This is a genomic window from Micromonospora sp. NPDC004336 (genome assembly GCF_053602615.1).
This window is the reverse complement of the sequence record NZ_JBSGDY010000168.1, coordinates 1-13,211: the sequence shown is the minus strand read 5'-3', so window position 1 is coordinate 13,211 and position 13,211 is coordinate 1. Positions and strand designations below refer to the sequence as shown.

At 73.1% G+C, this 13,211-nt stretch carries 11 protein-coding genes; all 11 read right to left on the bottom strand.

Annotated elements, in window-relative coordinates; translation table 11 throughout:
* Positions 1–55: 55 nt before the first annotated feature.
* Entirely contained in the window at positions 56–1,672 is a 1,617-nt protein-coding gene (locus tag ACWENR_RS25620) for a lipopolysaccharide biosynthesis protein (RefSeq protein ID WP_452279508.1), read from the bottom strand.
* Positions 1,665–2,216: an acyltransferase gene (locus tag ACWENR_RS25615; protein WP_452279507.1), complete on the bottom strand. Its 552-nt coding sequence runs from the start codon at positions 2,214–2,216 to the stop codon at positions 1,665–1,667. Before ACWENR_RS25615 ends, ACWENR_RS25620 begins: the two co-directional genes overlap by 8 nt.
* A gap of 92 nt (positions 2,217–2,308) precedes the next feature.
* Positions 2,309–4,240, bottom strand: a complete 1,932-nt coding sequence (locus ACWENR_RS25610) for a hypothetical protein (protein WP_452279509.1) — start codon at positions 4,238–4,240, stop codon at positions 2,309–2,311.
* 220 nt (positions 4,241–4,460) lie between these two features.
* Positions 4,461–6,158: a glycosyl hydrolase gene (locus ACWENR_RS25605; protein WP_452279506.1), complete on the bottom strand. Its 1,698-nt coding sequence runs from the start codon at positions 6,156–6,158 to the stop codon at positions 4,461–4,463.
* A 221-nt stretch (positions 6,159–6,379) separates the two neighbouring features.
* On the bottom strand, positions 6,380–7,204 hold the full coding sequence (locus tag ACWENR_RS25600) for a shikimate dehydrogenase (protein WP_452279505.1): 825 nt from the start codon (positions 7,202–7,204) through the stop codon (positions 6,380–6,382).
* The gene (mltG, locus tag ACWENR_RS25595; RefSeq protein ID WP_452279504.1) at positions 7,201–8,403 is read right to left on the bottom strand and encodes an endolytic transglycosylase MltG; all 1,203 of its coding nucleotides are present in this window, start codon (positions 8,401–8,403) and stop codon (positions 7,201–7,203) included. The genes ACWENR_RS25600 and mltG overlap by 4 nt, the downstream gene beginning before the upstream one ends.
* A complete protein-coding gene (ruvX, locus tag ACWENR_RS25590; RefSeq protein ID WP_452279503.1) occupies positions 8,400–8,861 on the bottom strand; it encodes a Holliday junction resolvase RuvX in 462 nt (153 codons plus the stop codon). The genes mltG and ruvX overlap by 4 nt, the downstream gene beginning before the upstream one ends.
* Before the next feature lie 73 nt (positions 8,862–8,934).
* A complete protein-coding gene (alaS, locus tag ACWENR_RS25585; protein ID WP_452279502.1) occupies positions 8,935–11,613 on the bottom strand; it encodes an alanine--tRNA ligase in 2,679 nt (892 codons plus the stop codon).
* Positions 11,610–11,915, bottom strand: a complete 306-nt coding sequence (locus tag ACWENR_RS25580) for a hypothetical protein (protein ID WP_452279501.1) — start codon at positions 11,913–11,915, stop codon at positions 11,610–11,612. Before ACWENR_RS25580 ends, alaS begins: the two co-directional genes overlap by 4 nt.
* A 26-nt stretch (positions 11,916–11,941) precedes the next feature.
* Positions 11,942–12,403 (bottom strand): DUF948 domain-containing protein, encoded by a 462-nt coding sequence (locus ACWENR_RS25575; protein WP_250797723.1) that lies wholly within the window; start codon positions 12,401–12,403, stop codon positions 11,942–11,944.
* A gap of 149 nt (positions 12,404–12,552) precedes the next feature.
* Positions 12,553–13,209 (bottom strand): hypothetical protein, encoded by a 657-nt coding sequence (locus ACWENR_RS25570; protein WP_452279500.1) that lies wholly within the window; start codon positions 13,207–13,209, stop codon positions 12,553–12,555.
* Positions 13,210–13,211 lie beyond the last annotated feature (2 nt).

Here is a 13,211-nt window from a genome sequence, read left to right as displayed (position 1 = left end):
GCGGCCGCCGGGCGCCCGGCGGGCTCGCTCGTGGCCGCGCGGGTGAGCGGCACCGTCAGCCCCGGCCGCTGCGGGTCAGCACGAAGCCGAGCGGGGTGACCCCGGCGGCGCGCAGCCGCTCCACGAGCCGGCGCAGGTCGTTCTGCCGGGTGCGGTCGCGCTCGACCACCACGACGGCGGTGCCCTGCCGGGCGACGGCGACGCCGCGCTCGTCGGACTCGGCCGGCGGGGCGTTGAAGAGCACGAGGCTGTGGTCGGCGCCCTGCCGCCAGGTGCCGAACCGGACGCTGCCCGCGCCCACGCTCACCGGGTCGGCGCCCGTCACCCGGCTCTTGTCGCCGGTCACCACCCCGGCGACGCGGGGCAGGGTGAGCGTGGCGTCCGGATCGGTGGAGGGGCGCGCGCCGGGCGGGTGCGGCGACGGCCGGCGGGCCGGCGGCTGCGCGGGCGACCCGCCGGCCGCCTCGTCGGTGGAGCCGGCCACGCGGGGCTTCGGGACGGCCGGGCGGGACGGGTCGGCCGCGGCGGGCAGCCGCTCCCGGTCGGCGAGCACGGTACCGCGCAGCCGCTCGGCGCGGCCGCTGTCGTCGGCGACGAAGACCTCCCGCCCGGCGGCCGCCAGGGCGACGGCCAGCCCGGCGGTGATGGCCGTCGGATCCTCCTCGCGGGCCGTCAGCAGCGACACCCGGGCGGGCTGGCGCACCCGCTCGGCGATGGCCATCGCCACGTACCGGATGTCGGCGTCGACCGCCTCCTTGCCGCCGCGCCACCGGCGGCTGCGGACGGTGCCGAGCAGGGGCAGGCCGGTGGCGTCGCGGCCGTCGTCGACGGACCGGATCCGCCGGTCGAGCGACTCCCAGGCGTACGCCAGCACCACGCCGAGCAGCGTCCCGCCGAGCAGGCCGGCGAGCACGAGGAGCGGGCGGTTCCCGGCGGAGGACGCGAGGGCCCGCTCGGCGGTCTGGGTGACCCAGCCGGGGTTCACGTCGACCGCGGCGATCTCGGTGCGCGCCGCGTTGAGCTGGGTGAGCTGGTTGTTGATGCCGGCGAGCTCGGTCACCGCCGCGTCGACGGCGCCCTCCCGAGCGTTGTTGACGCGCTTCTGCAGGGCGGCCTGCTGGGCGGCGACCTTGCTGATGCTCTCGTCGTACGAGCGCAGCATCTCCTCGCGCTGCTTCTCGTACATCGCCCGGCGCACCTCCAGGTAGGCGCGGGCGGCCAGGTTGACGCCCTCGACGGCCTGCTCGGCGGTCGGGGCCTGGTAGACGAAGCGCAGGATCTGCCCGCCCGTGGGCACCTCCACCTCCAGGGCGTCGCGCACCGCCCGCGGATCCTGCCCGCCCGCGTCGGCCAGCCGCTGCACCACCTCGGTGCCGGTGGCGATGCCGCTCTCCACGTTCATGTTGACCGCCCGGTCGGCGTTGGCCCCGCTCGGGGTGAACGCGTCGGTGACGACGGGCCGGACCGCCACGACCGCGCTGGCGGTCACCGCGGCGGGAACGAGGAGCACGTAGCCGATCGCGGCGACCAGGCCGAGCGCGGCGACGGCCGCCACCAGCCGGACCCGGTGCACCGGGACGCGGAGCACGTCGGTCAGCGTGACGGTGCGGCCCGCCCCGCCACCGTTGGCGGGGGCGTCGGTGGACCAGGAGCCGCCAGGAGTGTCAGTCATGGAACTTCTTCACCGTCTGTTGTGGATTTCCGGCGACCACGACCCCCGGCGGCACGTCCGTGCGGACCACCGTGGCGGCGCCCACGACACTGTCCCGGCCGATCCGCACGCCCTTCATCACCAGGGCGTGCGCCCCGATCCACACGTTGTCCTCGATCGTGATCGGGGCGCGGGTGGCCGGCACGGGCGGGTCGTGCCGCCGCTCGGGCGGCAGGTTGTGGAAGTCGTTGTCCAGCAGCTCGCAGTCCGAGAGCAGGCACCGGTCGCCGATCGTGACCGACGTCCAGGTGCCGATCCAGGTGGCGTTGAGCAGGCAGTCGGCGCCGACGGTGACCTCGCCGGGCCCGGCGAAGCGGACCAGCTTGTTGAGCCGGGTGCGGTCGCCGATGCTCACCCGTACGCCCCGGCGCAGGCGGATCCGGCCGCGGATCTCCACGCCCCGGCCGAGTGTCAGCCGGCGATAGCGCAACCGGTACCAGCCGCGTTTGACCGCGAAGACCGCCCGCACCGCGAGCCCCCGGGGGAGACCACCCGCGCCGACCAACGACCCTCCCTACGTCGCGGGGCCGGCGACGGCTGATCCGTCGCCGGCCCAACGTGAACAATCTACCGATGTCCGTTACGAACGGTTGACCCTCACTGCACGGAGAAGAACGTCGACGGGGTGGACCAGGCCACACCGGCCGCCGCCGGGGCGACTACGGTCGCCGCCGTCCCGTCGACCGCCGGGGCGGCCGTCGGGTCGAACGGGACGCTGCGCAGCGTCCCGTCGGTGGCGCCGTACACGATCCTCCCGGCCACCCAGGCCATGCCGCGCACGGTCGACCAGGTGACCCCGGTGGTGGGCAGCGTGAACTCGGTGGCGCCGAGGTAGTTGCCGTCGATCTCGAAGTAGCGGTAGTAGAGGCCGCTGGCGCCCGTGCGGGTGTAGTAGAGGCGACCGTCGAGATAGAACGCCCCGGTCATCGCCGCCGGATTGAACCAGTCGTTGTAGCCGGACGCCTCCCAGGGCGCACCGATCGCCCCGCCGTTGAACATCGAGATGTCGATCCGGCTGCCGGTGGGGGTGCCGGCGACCGTGTGCGACCAGTAGATCCGGTCGGCCACCCGCCAGGTCGCGCCGGCGGCGGTGTAGTTGGGCTGGCTCACGGCGGTCGGGGCGCCGACGCCGGTGCCGTCGAACGGGACCCGGGCCAGCTGGCCGGGGCCGGTGCCCACGTAGAGGTTGCCGGCGGCCTCGGTCGGCGCGTTCTTCGGGGTGATGGTGCGCCCGCCGGTCAGCGGGAACATGCCGAGCCGGCCGTGGTACTCGTTGCCCATCCCGTCGGAGTTGTGGCCGAAGTAGAGGCCGTCGCTGCCGCGCCAGAGCACCGGCACCGACGAGCCCCAGTTGCTGGTGCCGGCCGGCATGGAGGCGCTGCCGCTGCGGCGCGGGTTCCAGTTGACCGGCATGCCGGTGGCCGGGGTGACCGCGGCGATGCCGAGCCGGTCGATGGCGCCGGCGCCGGCCTGGTCGCTGGCGTTCGGGTTGTTCAGCCAGCGGAAGTGCCCACCGAGGTAGATGACGTTGTCGGCGACCTCGACGGAGGTGATGGTGTCGTTGCCGGTGTAGTCGACCCAGGTGCCGAGCTGCCCGGCGCCCCGGGCGGCGGTCTCGAACCGCACCAGCGCGTCGCAGTACGCGGCCGGCCAGCCCGCGCCGCCGTTGGTGCCGACGACGAACCAGCTGCCGTCGCCGCCGAACTTGACGTCCTGCACGTAGTGCACGAAGGTCGCCGGGGCCGCGCACGGCGGGACGAACTTCTCGGTGCTCCAGTTCAGCACGGTCGGCGTGCCCGACAGGTCGACCAGCGCCATCTGGTTGCGCGGCAGGTCGTTGACGTAGAGGAAGTTGCCGCCGACGGCCAACGTGCCGCCGTCGGGCGAGACGTCGATGGTCCACACGTACGAGGTGGTGCTGTGGCGCCCGACGGTGGCGTCGACGTTGAAGGTCGGGTCGATGGCGCCGGTCGTGGCGTTGAGCCGGCCGAGACCGGCGTGCGCGGTGCCGTTGAGCCAGTTGAAGGCCCCGGCCACGTAGAGCCAGTTGCCGTGCAGCGCGAGGTCACGCACCGTGCCGCCGTCGGAGCGGCCGACCCAGCTGTCGACGATCGCGCCGGTGGTCGGGTTCAGCGCCACCAGGTTCTTGCGGGAGACGCCGTTGACGGTCTTGAAGGCGCCGCCGACGATCAGCGTGCCGCCGGGCCCGGCGACCAGCGTGTTGACGGCCCCGTCGAGCACCGGCAGGAAGGCGGTGGAGATCGTCCCGGTGGCCCGGTCGTACGCGAAGAGGTAGCGCTGGGTGGTCCACGCCGCGCTGGCGGTCTGCCGGATCTGGGTGAAGCTGCCGCCGACGTACACCATGGAGCCGACCTGGGCGAAGGCGCGGGTCTCGCCGTCCCTGGCGTGGGGTGTGGCGTCGGCGGGGTTCGCCGAGACCAGGGTGGCCGGTTCGGGTGCCGGCACCACGGCGGCCGACGCCCCGGTGGGAACGGTCAGCACGGCGGCGAGGGTCACCAGGCTGACCACCGCCGCCCGGGTGCGGAATCCGGCGGATCGCCGAGAGATCGGAATTCCGGGCACGCTACGCCTCCAAGGTGGAAGAGAACCCGCGTAGCGTGCCCTGCCGACCCCGGTCGGCGATATCCGCCGATTGGGCGGGGACGCGTCGGTTCCACGACAGCGGGCGCGACGAGTCGGATGTCCGACTCGCCGCGACCGCCGTCGGTTGCCTGGCGACTACGTCACGTCAGCGGCTCCCTCCGGTGGGCTGCCGCAGGTAGCTGTCGCGCCCGGCGCGGGCGAACCCGGCCACCGCGGACGCGTCGTGGTTCATCGTCATGTCGCAGGTGCTCGTCCGGCGGGTCATGCCGGCGGAGTTGAAGTAGATCGCCGCCTTGATCTTCGGGTGCGCCTTGAGCGCCGCCGGGAACTCCTCGAACCAGCGCCGCTTCGCGTCCGGGTCGGCCGCGTCGAAGTTGGTGCCGAACTCGGCCAGCATCCGCGGCTTGCCGACCCCGAGGCGGTGCTCGTCGAGCCACCGGTAGAAGCCGCCGATGGTGGTGGCCGGGCTCTTCCACACCTTGCTGCCGTTGCAGACGTGGAAGTTGTACGGGTCGTAGCCCACCCAGTCGACGTAACGGTCGCCCGGGTAGAGCCCGGCGTACCGGTCGTGGTGGCCGGACCAGCCCATCATCGTCCACACCCAGACGGCGTTGTGCGCGCCCGCGGCGGCGAACCGGTCGTGCACGTGCCGCCAGGCGCGGACGAAGTCGGCGTCGCTGCCCTTCTCCGGCTCGTCCTCCGGCTCGTGGTCGAAGCCCATGAAGACCGGCACGCCGGTGTCCCGGATCCGGCCGGCGACCGCGTCGATGGTGGCGTCGTACCGGCCGCTGTAGACGTCCCGCCAGGTGAGCACGGCTCCGGAGGAGAACACGCGGGACTCCCAGGCGAAGAACATCAGCCGCCCCTCGCGCATCTGCTGCCGCTGGTAGGCGTCCGGGAAGGCGCCGTTGCTGCCGGCGTTGGAGAAGTCGTGGTAGCGGTGCACGATGTCGAAGTTCCGCCCGACCTGCGCCTCCACCTCCGCGACGGCGGCGCCGTGGTCCCACCCGTCGGCCGCGCTGGCCGGCGAGTACATCCCCCACCAGGCGCCGCAGGAGGGCACGAGCTTGCCGGACACCTCGCCGCACCGGCCGGTGCCGCCCGAGGGGCTGGCCGACGGGCTCGGCGTGCGGGTCGGGCTGGCGCTGGGCGTCGGTTTCGGCGCGGGCGTCGGCGCCAGGGTCCGGCTCGGGGCGGGCGCGGCGCTGGTCACCACCGGCGTGGCCGGGGCGCCGCCGTCGTAGCGGATCTCCAGGCGTGGGCGCAGGTCGGGATCGCGGTGCTCCGTCGACGCCCAGTAGATCCGGGTCTCCAGGCCGGCCTGCGCCAGCGACACCGTCCAGGTGCCGTTGCCGGTGACCAGCCCCGACACGTCCCACTCGTTGAACCCGGGCGTCACCCCGGAGACGGTGTCCAGGGCCGGGCCCGCCGGCGCGGGCGCCGGGCGCGCCGCGCCGGCGTCGACCGTGGCGGCGTGGGCGGTCACGGTCGCGGGGAACTTCTGCCACGCGTGCACGCGCAGCGTGGCCCGCACGTTGACGGCCGACGCCGGCAGCGTGGTCACCGCGAAGCGGACGACCGCCTCCCGGGCACCGCGCGGGTTGCCGTCGCAGGGCGCCGGGCAGGTCGCCAGCGTGGTCTTCGCGCCGTTGTCGCCGTCCTGCGGCACCGTCGTCGCCGTGGTGTCCGCCACCGCCGGGATCGACAGGTCGTCGGCGGCCAGCAGCGGCATCGTGCCGGCCACGATGCCGGCGACGACGGTGGCGCCGACCACGCCGAACACCGCGGCCTTGCGCCGTGGGCCGCGGTTGCGGGTGAGGCGGTGCAGTCCGTGCCTGCTCAAGGGACACTCCCTGTGTCTGGGACGGTGACGGTCAGCAGCGTAACCACGACCACCACACGACGTGCGCAGGACAGCCGGACGTAAGCGCGTCTTAACCGTCGCCTAAGGATGCCCTGGAAGGCCACAGGGGACACTCCCCGTCCCACGGTGGGGCCGGGGCGCGCGGCCAGGCCGTCGCCCAGCGGCCGGCCGAGCAGGCCCGTGACGCCGGTCAGGGGCGGTCAGGCGGCGCGGGCGGCGGCCAGCGCGGCGGCCATCGCCGCCCGGGGCGCGGCGACGCCCGTGAAGTGCTCGAACTGGCCCACCGCCTGGGCCAGGAGCAGGTCGAGCCCGGAGACGATCCGGCAGCCGGCGGCCTCGGCCGAGGCGGCCAGCGGCGTCGGCCACGGGTCGTAGAGCGCGTCGAAGAGCACCGACTCCGGCCGCCAGGCCACCGCGCCGGCGAGCGGGTCGGCGACCCCCTTCGGCACGGTGGAGACCACCACGTCGGCGCGGCACCGGTCGGCCGCGTCGGCCCAGGGCGCGCCGGCCAGCTCCACGCCGACCGCGCGCGCCACGGGGCGCAACTCCCCGACCGCCTCCGGCCGGCGGGCCACCACGGTCACAGAGCGGGCGGCCAGCCGCCCGGCCGCCGCCACCGCCGCCCGCGCGGTGCCGCCCGCGCCCAGCACCGTCACCGTCGCGCCGGGGCGCACCCCGGCCTCGGCGAGCACCTCGACCATGCCGACGACGTCGGTGTTGTCGGCGTACCAGGAGCCGTCCGGTCGGCGTACCAGCGTGTTGGCGGCGCCGACCGCGGCGGCGACCGGCGAGACCTCGGCGGCCACCGCGAGCGCCGCCTCCTTGCCCGGCATGGTCACCGACAGCCCGGCCCACTCCGGGCCGAGGCCGGCGACCACGGCCGGCAACTCCGCCGCCGCGCACTCGATCCGGGTGTACGACCACCCGGTCAGCCCCGCCGCCGCGTAGCCGGCATGGTGGATCACCGGGGAGAGGGAGTGCGCGATCGGCTTGCCGAGCACCCCCGCCCGCCGTGCCGCCGTCATGGGATGATCCCGGCCTCCCGGGCCTTGTCCTCGTTCTTCTTCTGCTCCGCGTAGGTCTCGGCGAACGCCGAGTGGCCCTTGTCGTCGATCGCCACGAAGAAGAGCCACTTGCCGTCCGGCGGGTCCATCGCGCCCTCCATGGCCTGCTTGCCGGGGTTGTTGATCGGCGTGGGCACGAGGCCGCGCAGCTTGCGGTTGTACGGGTTCTTCGGGTTGTCCAGGTCGGCGGTCGTCATCTGCCCGGACGTCTTGGTCTTCTGCCCGGTCGACTCCAGGTAGTAGTTGACCGTGACGTCCATCTCCAGACAGTTGCAGGGGAAGTCGCCGAACACCCGGTTGTAGGCGACCCGGGCCACCTTGCCCAGGTCGTCGGGGTTTCCCGCCTCGGCCTGCGCCAGCGACGCGACGATCAGCGCCTCGTACGGGGTGATGCCGCCGCGCTCCTTCTGCACCCGGTCGGCGAACTTCATCTCGCCGGTCACGCTGAGGAAGTTCTCCACCATCAGCTCGATGATCGTCTCGGCGGTCGCCTTCGGCGGGATCTCGTAGGTGTCCGGGTAGAGGAAGCCCTCGATCGACGGCTTGACCTTCTTGCCGTCGCTGCGCTTGAACCACCAGTCCGGCACGCCCCGCGCGATGGGGTCCTTCGCGGCCGTCTCGAACTCCTTGACCGGGATCTTGGTCTTCTCCGAGAGCAGCTTGTAGACGTTCTTCGCCGTCCGGCCCTCCGGAATCGTCACCCCGTTGACGATCCGGTTCTTCAGGTCGAGCATCGCGGTGACCGCGCTCTCGCCGCTCATCTGCTTGCGCAGCTTGTAGGTGCCCGGCTGGATGTTCTTGCTGCGCGAGTTGGCCTCGGCCGCCTCGACGAACGCCTTGGCGCTCTTGACCACGCCGGCGGCGACGAGGGCGTCGGCCATGTCGGCGATCAACGCGCCCTGCTTGATCTCGACGGTCACCTCGCCGGTGCCGCTGCCGTCGTAGTCGGGCGTGACGAAGTAGTTCTGGATCCGGTCGAAGCCGTAGAAGGCCCCGCCCCCGATCCCGCCCAGCAGGACCAGGGCGAGCAGCAGGGCAAGGACGGTCCTGCCCCGGCCGCCGCCGGAGCCGCCGTTGCGCTTACGCATCGCGCTGCGCCGGTGCTTCCCCTTCTCCCCCCGCTCCTGCTCGTCGAACCCGAGGTCCAGATCGTCGATCATCGCGTCCGCCTCCGCTGCGCGTCCAGCCAGCTCTGCAGAATCTCCACCGCGGCAGCCTGGTCGACCACCGCCCGTTGCCGTTTACCTCGGACACCACGCTCGGCAAGCCTACGAGACGCCACGACGGTGGACATCCTCTCGTCGGTGAGCGCCACCGGAACGGGCGCTATTACATCGGCCAGTCGGTCAGCGTACGCCTTCACGTGTACGGCCGCCGGGCCGTGCTTGCCGGCGAGATCGACCGGTAGGCCGACGACGACCTCGACCGCCTCGTGCTCGGCCACCAGCGCGGCGAGTTCGGCGACGTCGCTCGGCACTGCGTCCGGGCCCGCCGTGAGGTCGCGGGCGAGGGTCACCAACGGGGTGGCCAGCACCCCGTGCGGGTCGGAGCGCGACACCCCCACCCGGACCTGCCCGACGTCCACCCCGAGCCGGACGCCACGGGACAACTCGCTCACTTTCGGTGACTCCCCCCGAAACGGCGAACCAGGGCGGACCGCCCCGGTCCGCCCTGGTCGCTGCGGTCTGGCCTCACGCCCCGGCGATCGCCTTCTCGACCGTGAGCAACAGGTTCGGCGCTTCCGCCGCCGGCAGGCCGCCGCCCTGGGCGAGGTCGGGGCTGCCGCCGCCGCGCCCGGAGAAGGCCGCCTTCACCAGGTCCGCGGCGGACAGGCCCCGGCTGCGGGCCGCCGGGTTCACCGCGACCACGAGGGAGGCCTTGCCTCCTGCCCGGGCCGCCACCGCGACGATCGCCGGCCGCGCCGGGTCGATCTTGCCCCGGATCTCCTGGGCCAGGGTCCGCACGTCGTTGCCGGCCGCGCCCTCCGGCGCCTCCGTGCCCACGTACGCGACCCCGCGCACGTCCCTGGCCTGCGCGGCGAGCGCCGCCGCGCCGCCCAGCACCAGCTGGGCCCGCAGCTTCTCCAGCTCCTTCTCCGCGTCGCGCAGCTGGGTCACGGTCTGCTCGACCCGGTCGGCGACCTGGTCGTTGGGCACCCGGTACAGCTCGGCGAGGCGGGACACCAGCAGGTGCTCGCGGGCCAGGAAGTTGAAGGCGTCCATGCCGACCAGCGCCTCGACCCGGCGCACGCCGGAACCGATCGACGACTCGGAGAGGATCTTGACCAGGCCGAGCTGGCCGGAGCGGGCGACGTGCGTGCCGCCGCACAGCTCCCGGGCGTAGTCGCCGACCTCGACGACCCGCACCTCCTCGCCGTACTTCTCGCCGAACAGCGCCATCGCGCCGATCCGCCGCGCCTCCTCCAGCGAGGTGATGAAGGCGTGCACCTCCAGGTCGGCGAGGAGCACCTCGTTGACCTGCTGCTCCACGTCGCGCAGGACGCTCTGCGCCACCCCGGTCGGGGTGTTGAAGTCGAACCGCAGCCGGCCCGGGGCGTTCAGCGAGCCGGCCTGGGTGGCGGACTCGCCGAGGAAGTTGCGCATGGTCTGGTGCACCAGGTGCGTGGCGGTGTGCGACCGGGAGATCGCCCGCCGGCGGGTGGTGTCGATCTCGGCGAAGCCGGTCTCCCCCGCCCGCACCTCGCCCCGGACCACCCGGGCACGGTGCACGATCAGGCCGGGCACCGGCTGCTGCACGTCGAGCACCTCGACCTGGCCGCCGCCGACGGTGATCATGCCCAGGTCGGGCTGCTGCCCGCCGCCCTCGGCGTAGAACGGGGTGGCGTCGAGCACCAGCTCGACCGTGTCGCCCTCGACCGCCGCCCGGCGGGGGCCGTCGACGCCGAGCACCGCCCGCACCGTCGACTCCCGGGACACCTCGCTGTAGCCGGTGAACGTCACCGGGCCGCCCGAGTCGAGCACCGACCGGTACGCCGACAGGTCGGTGTGCCCGGTCTTGCGCGCCTGCGCGTCGGCCTTGGCGCGGGCCCGCTGGTCGGCCATCAGCCGGCGGAAGCCCTCCGCGTCGACCGCCAAGCCCTGCTCGGCCGCGATCTCCAGCGTCAGGTCGATCGGGAAGCCGTACGTGTCGTGCAGCTGGAACGCCTTCTCGCCGGAGAGCGCCTTCCCGCCGGCGGTCCGGGTCTCGGAGATCGCCGTGTCCAGGATCGTGGTGCCGGCGCGCAGGGTGGACAGGAAGGCGTCCTCCTCCGCGTACGCGTAGTCGGCGATCCGGTCGAAGTCGGCGGCCAGCTCGGGGTAGGACGGGGACATGCAGTCCCGGGCCACCGGCAGCAGCTCAGGCAGCGCCCGCTCCTGCCAGCCGAGCAGCCGCACGGCGCGGATCGCCCGGCGCATGATGCGGCGCAGCACGTAGCCGCGCCCCTCGTTGCTCGGGGTGACCCCGTCGCCGATCAGCATCAGCGCGGTGCGCACGTGGTCGGCGACCACCCGCAGCCGCACGTCGTCGGGGTGCGACTCGCTGGCGACGTGACCCGAGTGGGCGCCGTAGCGCTTGCCGGTCAGCTCGGCGGCCCGGTCGAGGATCGGCCGGACCTCGTCGATCTCGTAGAGGTTGTCGACGCCCTGGAGGATGGAGGCCATCCGCTCCAGGCCCATGCCGGTGTCGATGTTCTTCGCCGGCAGGTCCCCGAGGATCGGGTAGTCCTCCTTGCCGGTGCCCGGGCCCCGCTCGAACTGCATGAAGACGAGGTTCCAGAACTCCATGTAGCGGTCCTCGTCGACCGCCGGGCCGCCCTCGCGGCCGTACTCGGGGCCGCGGTCGTAGAACAACTCGGAGCACGGGCCGCACGGGCCGGGGATGCCCATCGACCAGAAGTTGTCCGCCTTGCCCCGGCGCACGATCCGCTCGACGGGCACGCCCACCGACCGCCAGATCTCGAACGCCTCGTCGTCGTCCAGGTAGACCGTCGGCCAGACCCGCTCCGGGTCGAGGCCGAAGCCACCCTGCTCCTGCGGCTTCGTGACCAGGTCCCAGGCGAGCGGGATCGCCCCGTCCTTGAAGTAGTCACCGAAGGAGAAGTTGCCGTTCATCTGGAAGAACGTGCCGTGCCGGCTGGTCTTGCCGACCTCGTCGATGTCGGGCGTGCGGATGCACTTCTGCACGCTCACCGCCCGCCGGTACGGCGCGGCCTGCTGCCCCAGGAAGTAGGGGACGAACTGCACCATGCCGGCGTTGACGAACAGCAGGTTCGGGTCGCTGATGGCGGGCAGCGGAGCGGACGGCACCACGGCGTGTCCGTTCGCCTCGAAGTGGGCGAGGTACCGCCGCTTGATCTCCGCCGTCTTCATCGCTGGTGTTCCTCCGGAAAGATCTCTCGGTCGCCGATGCGCGGGTCCTCCCGCAGCTCGGCGAACTGGTCGTCGAACGCCTCGCCCTGGGCGAACGCCTCGTGGATCTCCTGCTCGCGCTCGGCCATCGCGACCCGGACGTCCTCCACGAAGCTACGCAGCGACTCCGCCAGCCCGCCAGCGGATTCGGTCAGGGTGCTGGCGATGCCGGCCGGGGTGTACGCCTGCGCGGTGCGGGTCGCCTTGCGGACCACGACCACGCCGACGGCCAGCCCGATGCCGAGCCAGAACAAGCGCCTCATACTCCCAGCTCCTCCTGGTGTGGCCGTCAGCGGTTGCCGCGCTTGGCGGCCCGTCGCTGCTGCTTGATGGTGTCGCGCACCTCGCGCTCGGTCTCGGCGTGCCGGCGGGCGGAGGCGGCCTTGCGGACGCCGTAGCCGAAGGCGGCCACCTTGACCAACGGGTTGGCCGCGGCGGCGGAGACGACGGTCGCCAGGTTGGCGACGTTGGCGGTGACGTTCTGCGCGTGGCTGGTCATGGTGTCGACCTTCGCGAGCTGCAGGTTCACCCCGTCCAGCGAGGTCTGCACCTGCTCCAGGGCGGTGTTCACGTTCTTCACCGTGGTGTTCACGTCGCCCAGCAGCGGCGCGGTCCGGTCGTTGAGGTCGTTGATCATCCGGGTGGTGGCGTCCACGGTGTGCCGCAGCCGCAGGATGGGCAGCGTCAGGATCAACACCAGCATCGCGAACGCGATCGCCGCGATCAGTGCCGCGACCTCTCCAAAGTCCACGCCTGTCCTCCTCAAGCAGGGTTCCGGGGACGGGACGTCCCCGGAACGCGCGACCGTTGTGCCCACACCGCCGCTCGGCGACCGCACGGGTCAGCGGGAGCTGGCGGATCCGCCAGCCCCAGACCCTACCGTCCGTGATGGAAACCGGCTCAGGACGGTGAGGGTGTCGGTTCGCCGAGCGGATCCTCGCTGAGCGTCGGGAACGGATCCTCACCGGTGAGCGACGGGTCGATGCTCGGCTGTGGCCGGGTCCGGTCGTCGTCGATCGCGTTGCGGACCTTCACCGACACCAACGATCCGGTGCACTGCTGCGCAGCGGTCGAGGGGTCGGCAGACGGCACGACGGCCGGCTCCCCGTCCACCGGCGGCGGCACGCACGCCGGCTCGCGCACCCAGAGGTCGAGGGTCAGCTCGTCCCGGCGCCAGCAGGTGTAGCGGCCCTTCGACTGCTGTTCGGGGCAGCGGGTCACCTGCCACGGCCGCCAACCGTCCTCGGTCAGCGCCCGCTCGTAGACCTGCGCCGTCTCCTCCGGTGACCGCTCGGAGGTGACGGTGCGTTCGCGCAGCCGGCAGTCGAGCAGGCACCAGCGGCTGCCGCTGACGTCGTCCACCGTCTTCACCGCCGCCCAGCCGGGCACGTTCAGCTCGTCGAGCGTGTCGAAGACCGGGTCCCGGCTGAGGGTGCGGATGCCGAAGAAGACCGGGATGGCGCCGAGGAGCAGCACGCTGACCAGCGCGAGCACGCCCATCCGCAGCCGCCGCCGCTCGCGCATCTGCCGCCGCAGCTCCGACCGCGCGCCGCGCAGCC

Coding starts and splice junctions, on each gene's coding strand:
- ACWENR_RS25600 (WP_452279505.1), bottom strand. CDS start 7,204: ATGACGGCGGCACGGCGGGCGGGGGTGCTCGGCAAGCCGATCGCGCAC.
- mltG (WP_452279504.1), bottom strand. CDS start 8,403: ATGATCGACGATCTGGACCTCGGGTTCGACGAGCAGGAGCGGGGGGAG.
- alaS (WP_452279502.1), bottom strand. CDS start 11,613: ATGAAGACGGCGGAGATCAAGCGGCGGTACCTCGCCCACTTCGAGGCG.
- ACWENR_RS25620 (WP_452279508.1), bottom strand. CDS start 1,672: ATGACTGACACTCCTGGCGGCTCCTGGTCCACCGACGCCCCCGCCAAC.
- ACWENR_RS25580 (WP_452279501.1), bottom strand. CDS start 11,915: ATGAGGCGCTTGTTCTGGCTCGGCATCGGGCTGGCCGTCGGCGTGGTC.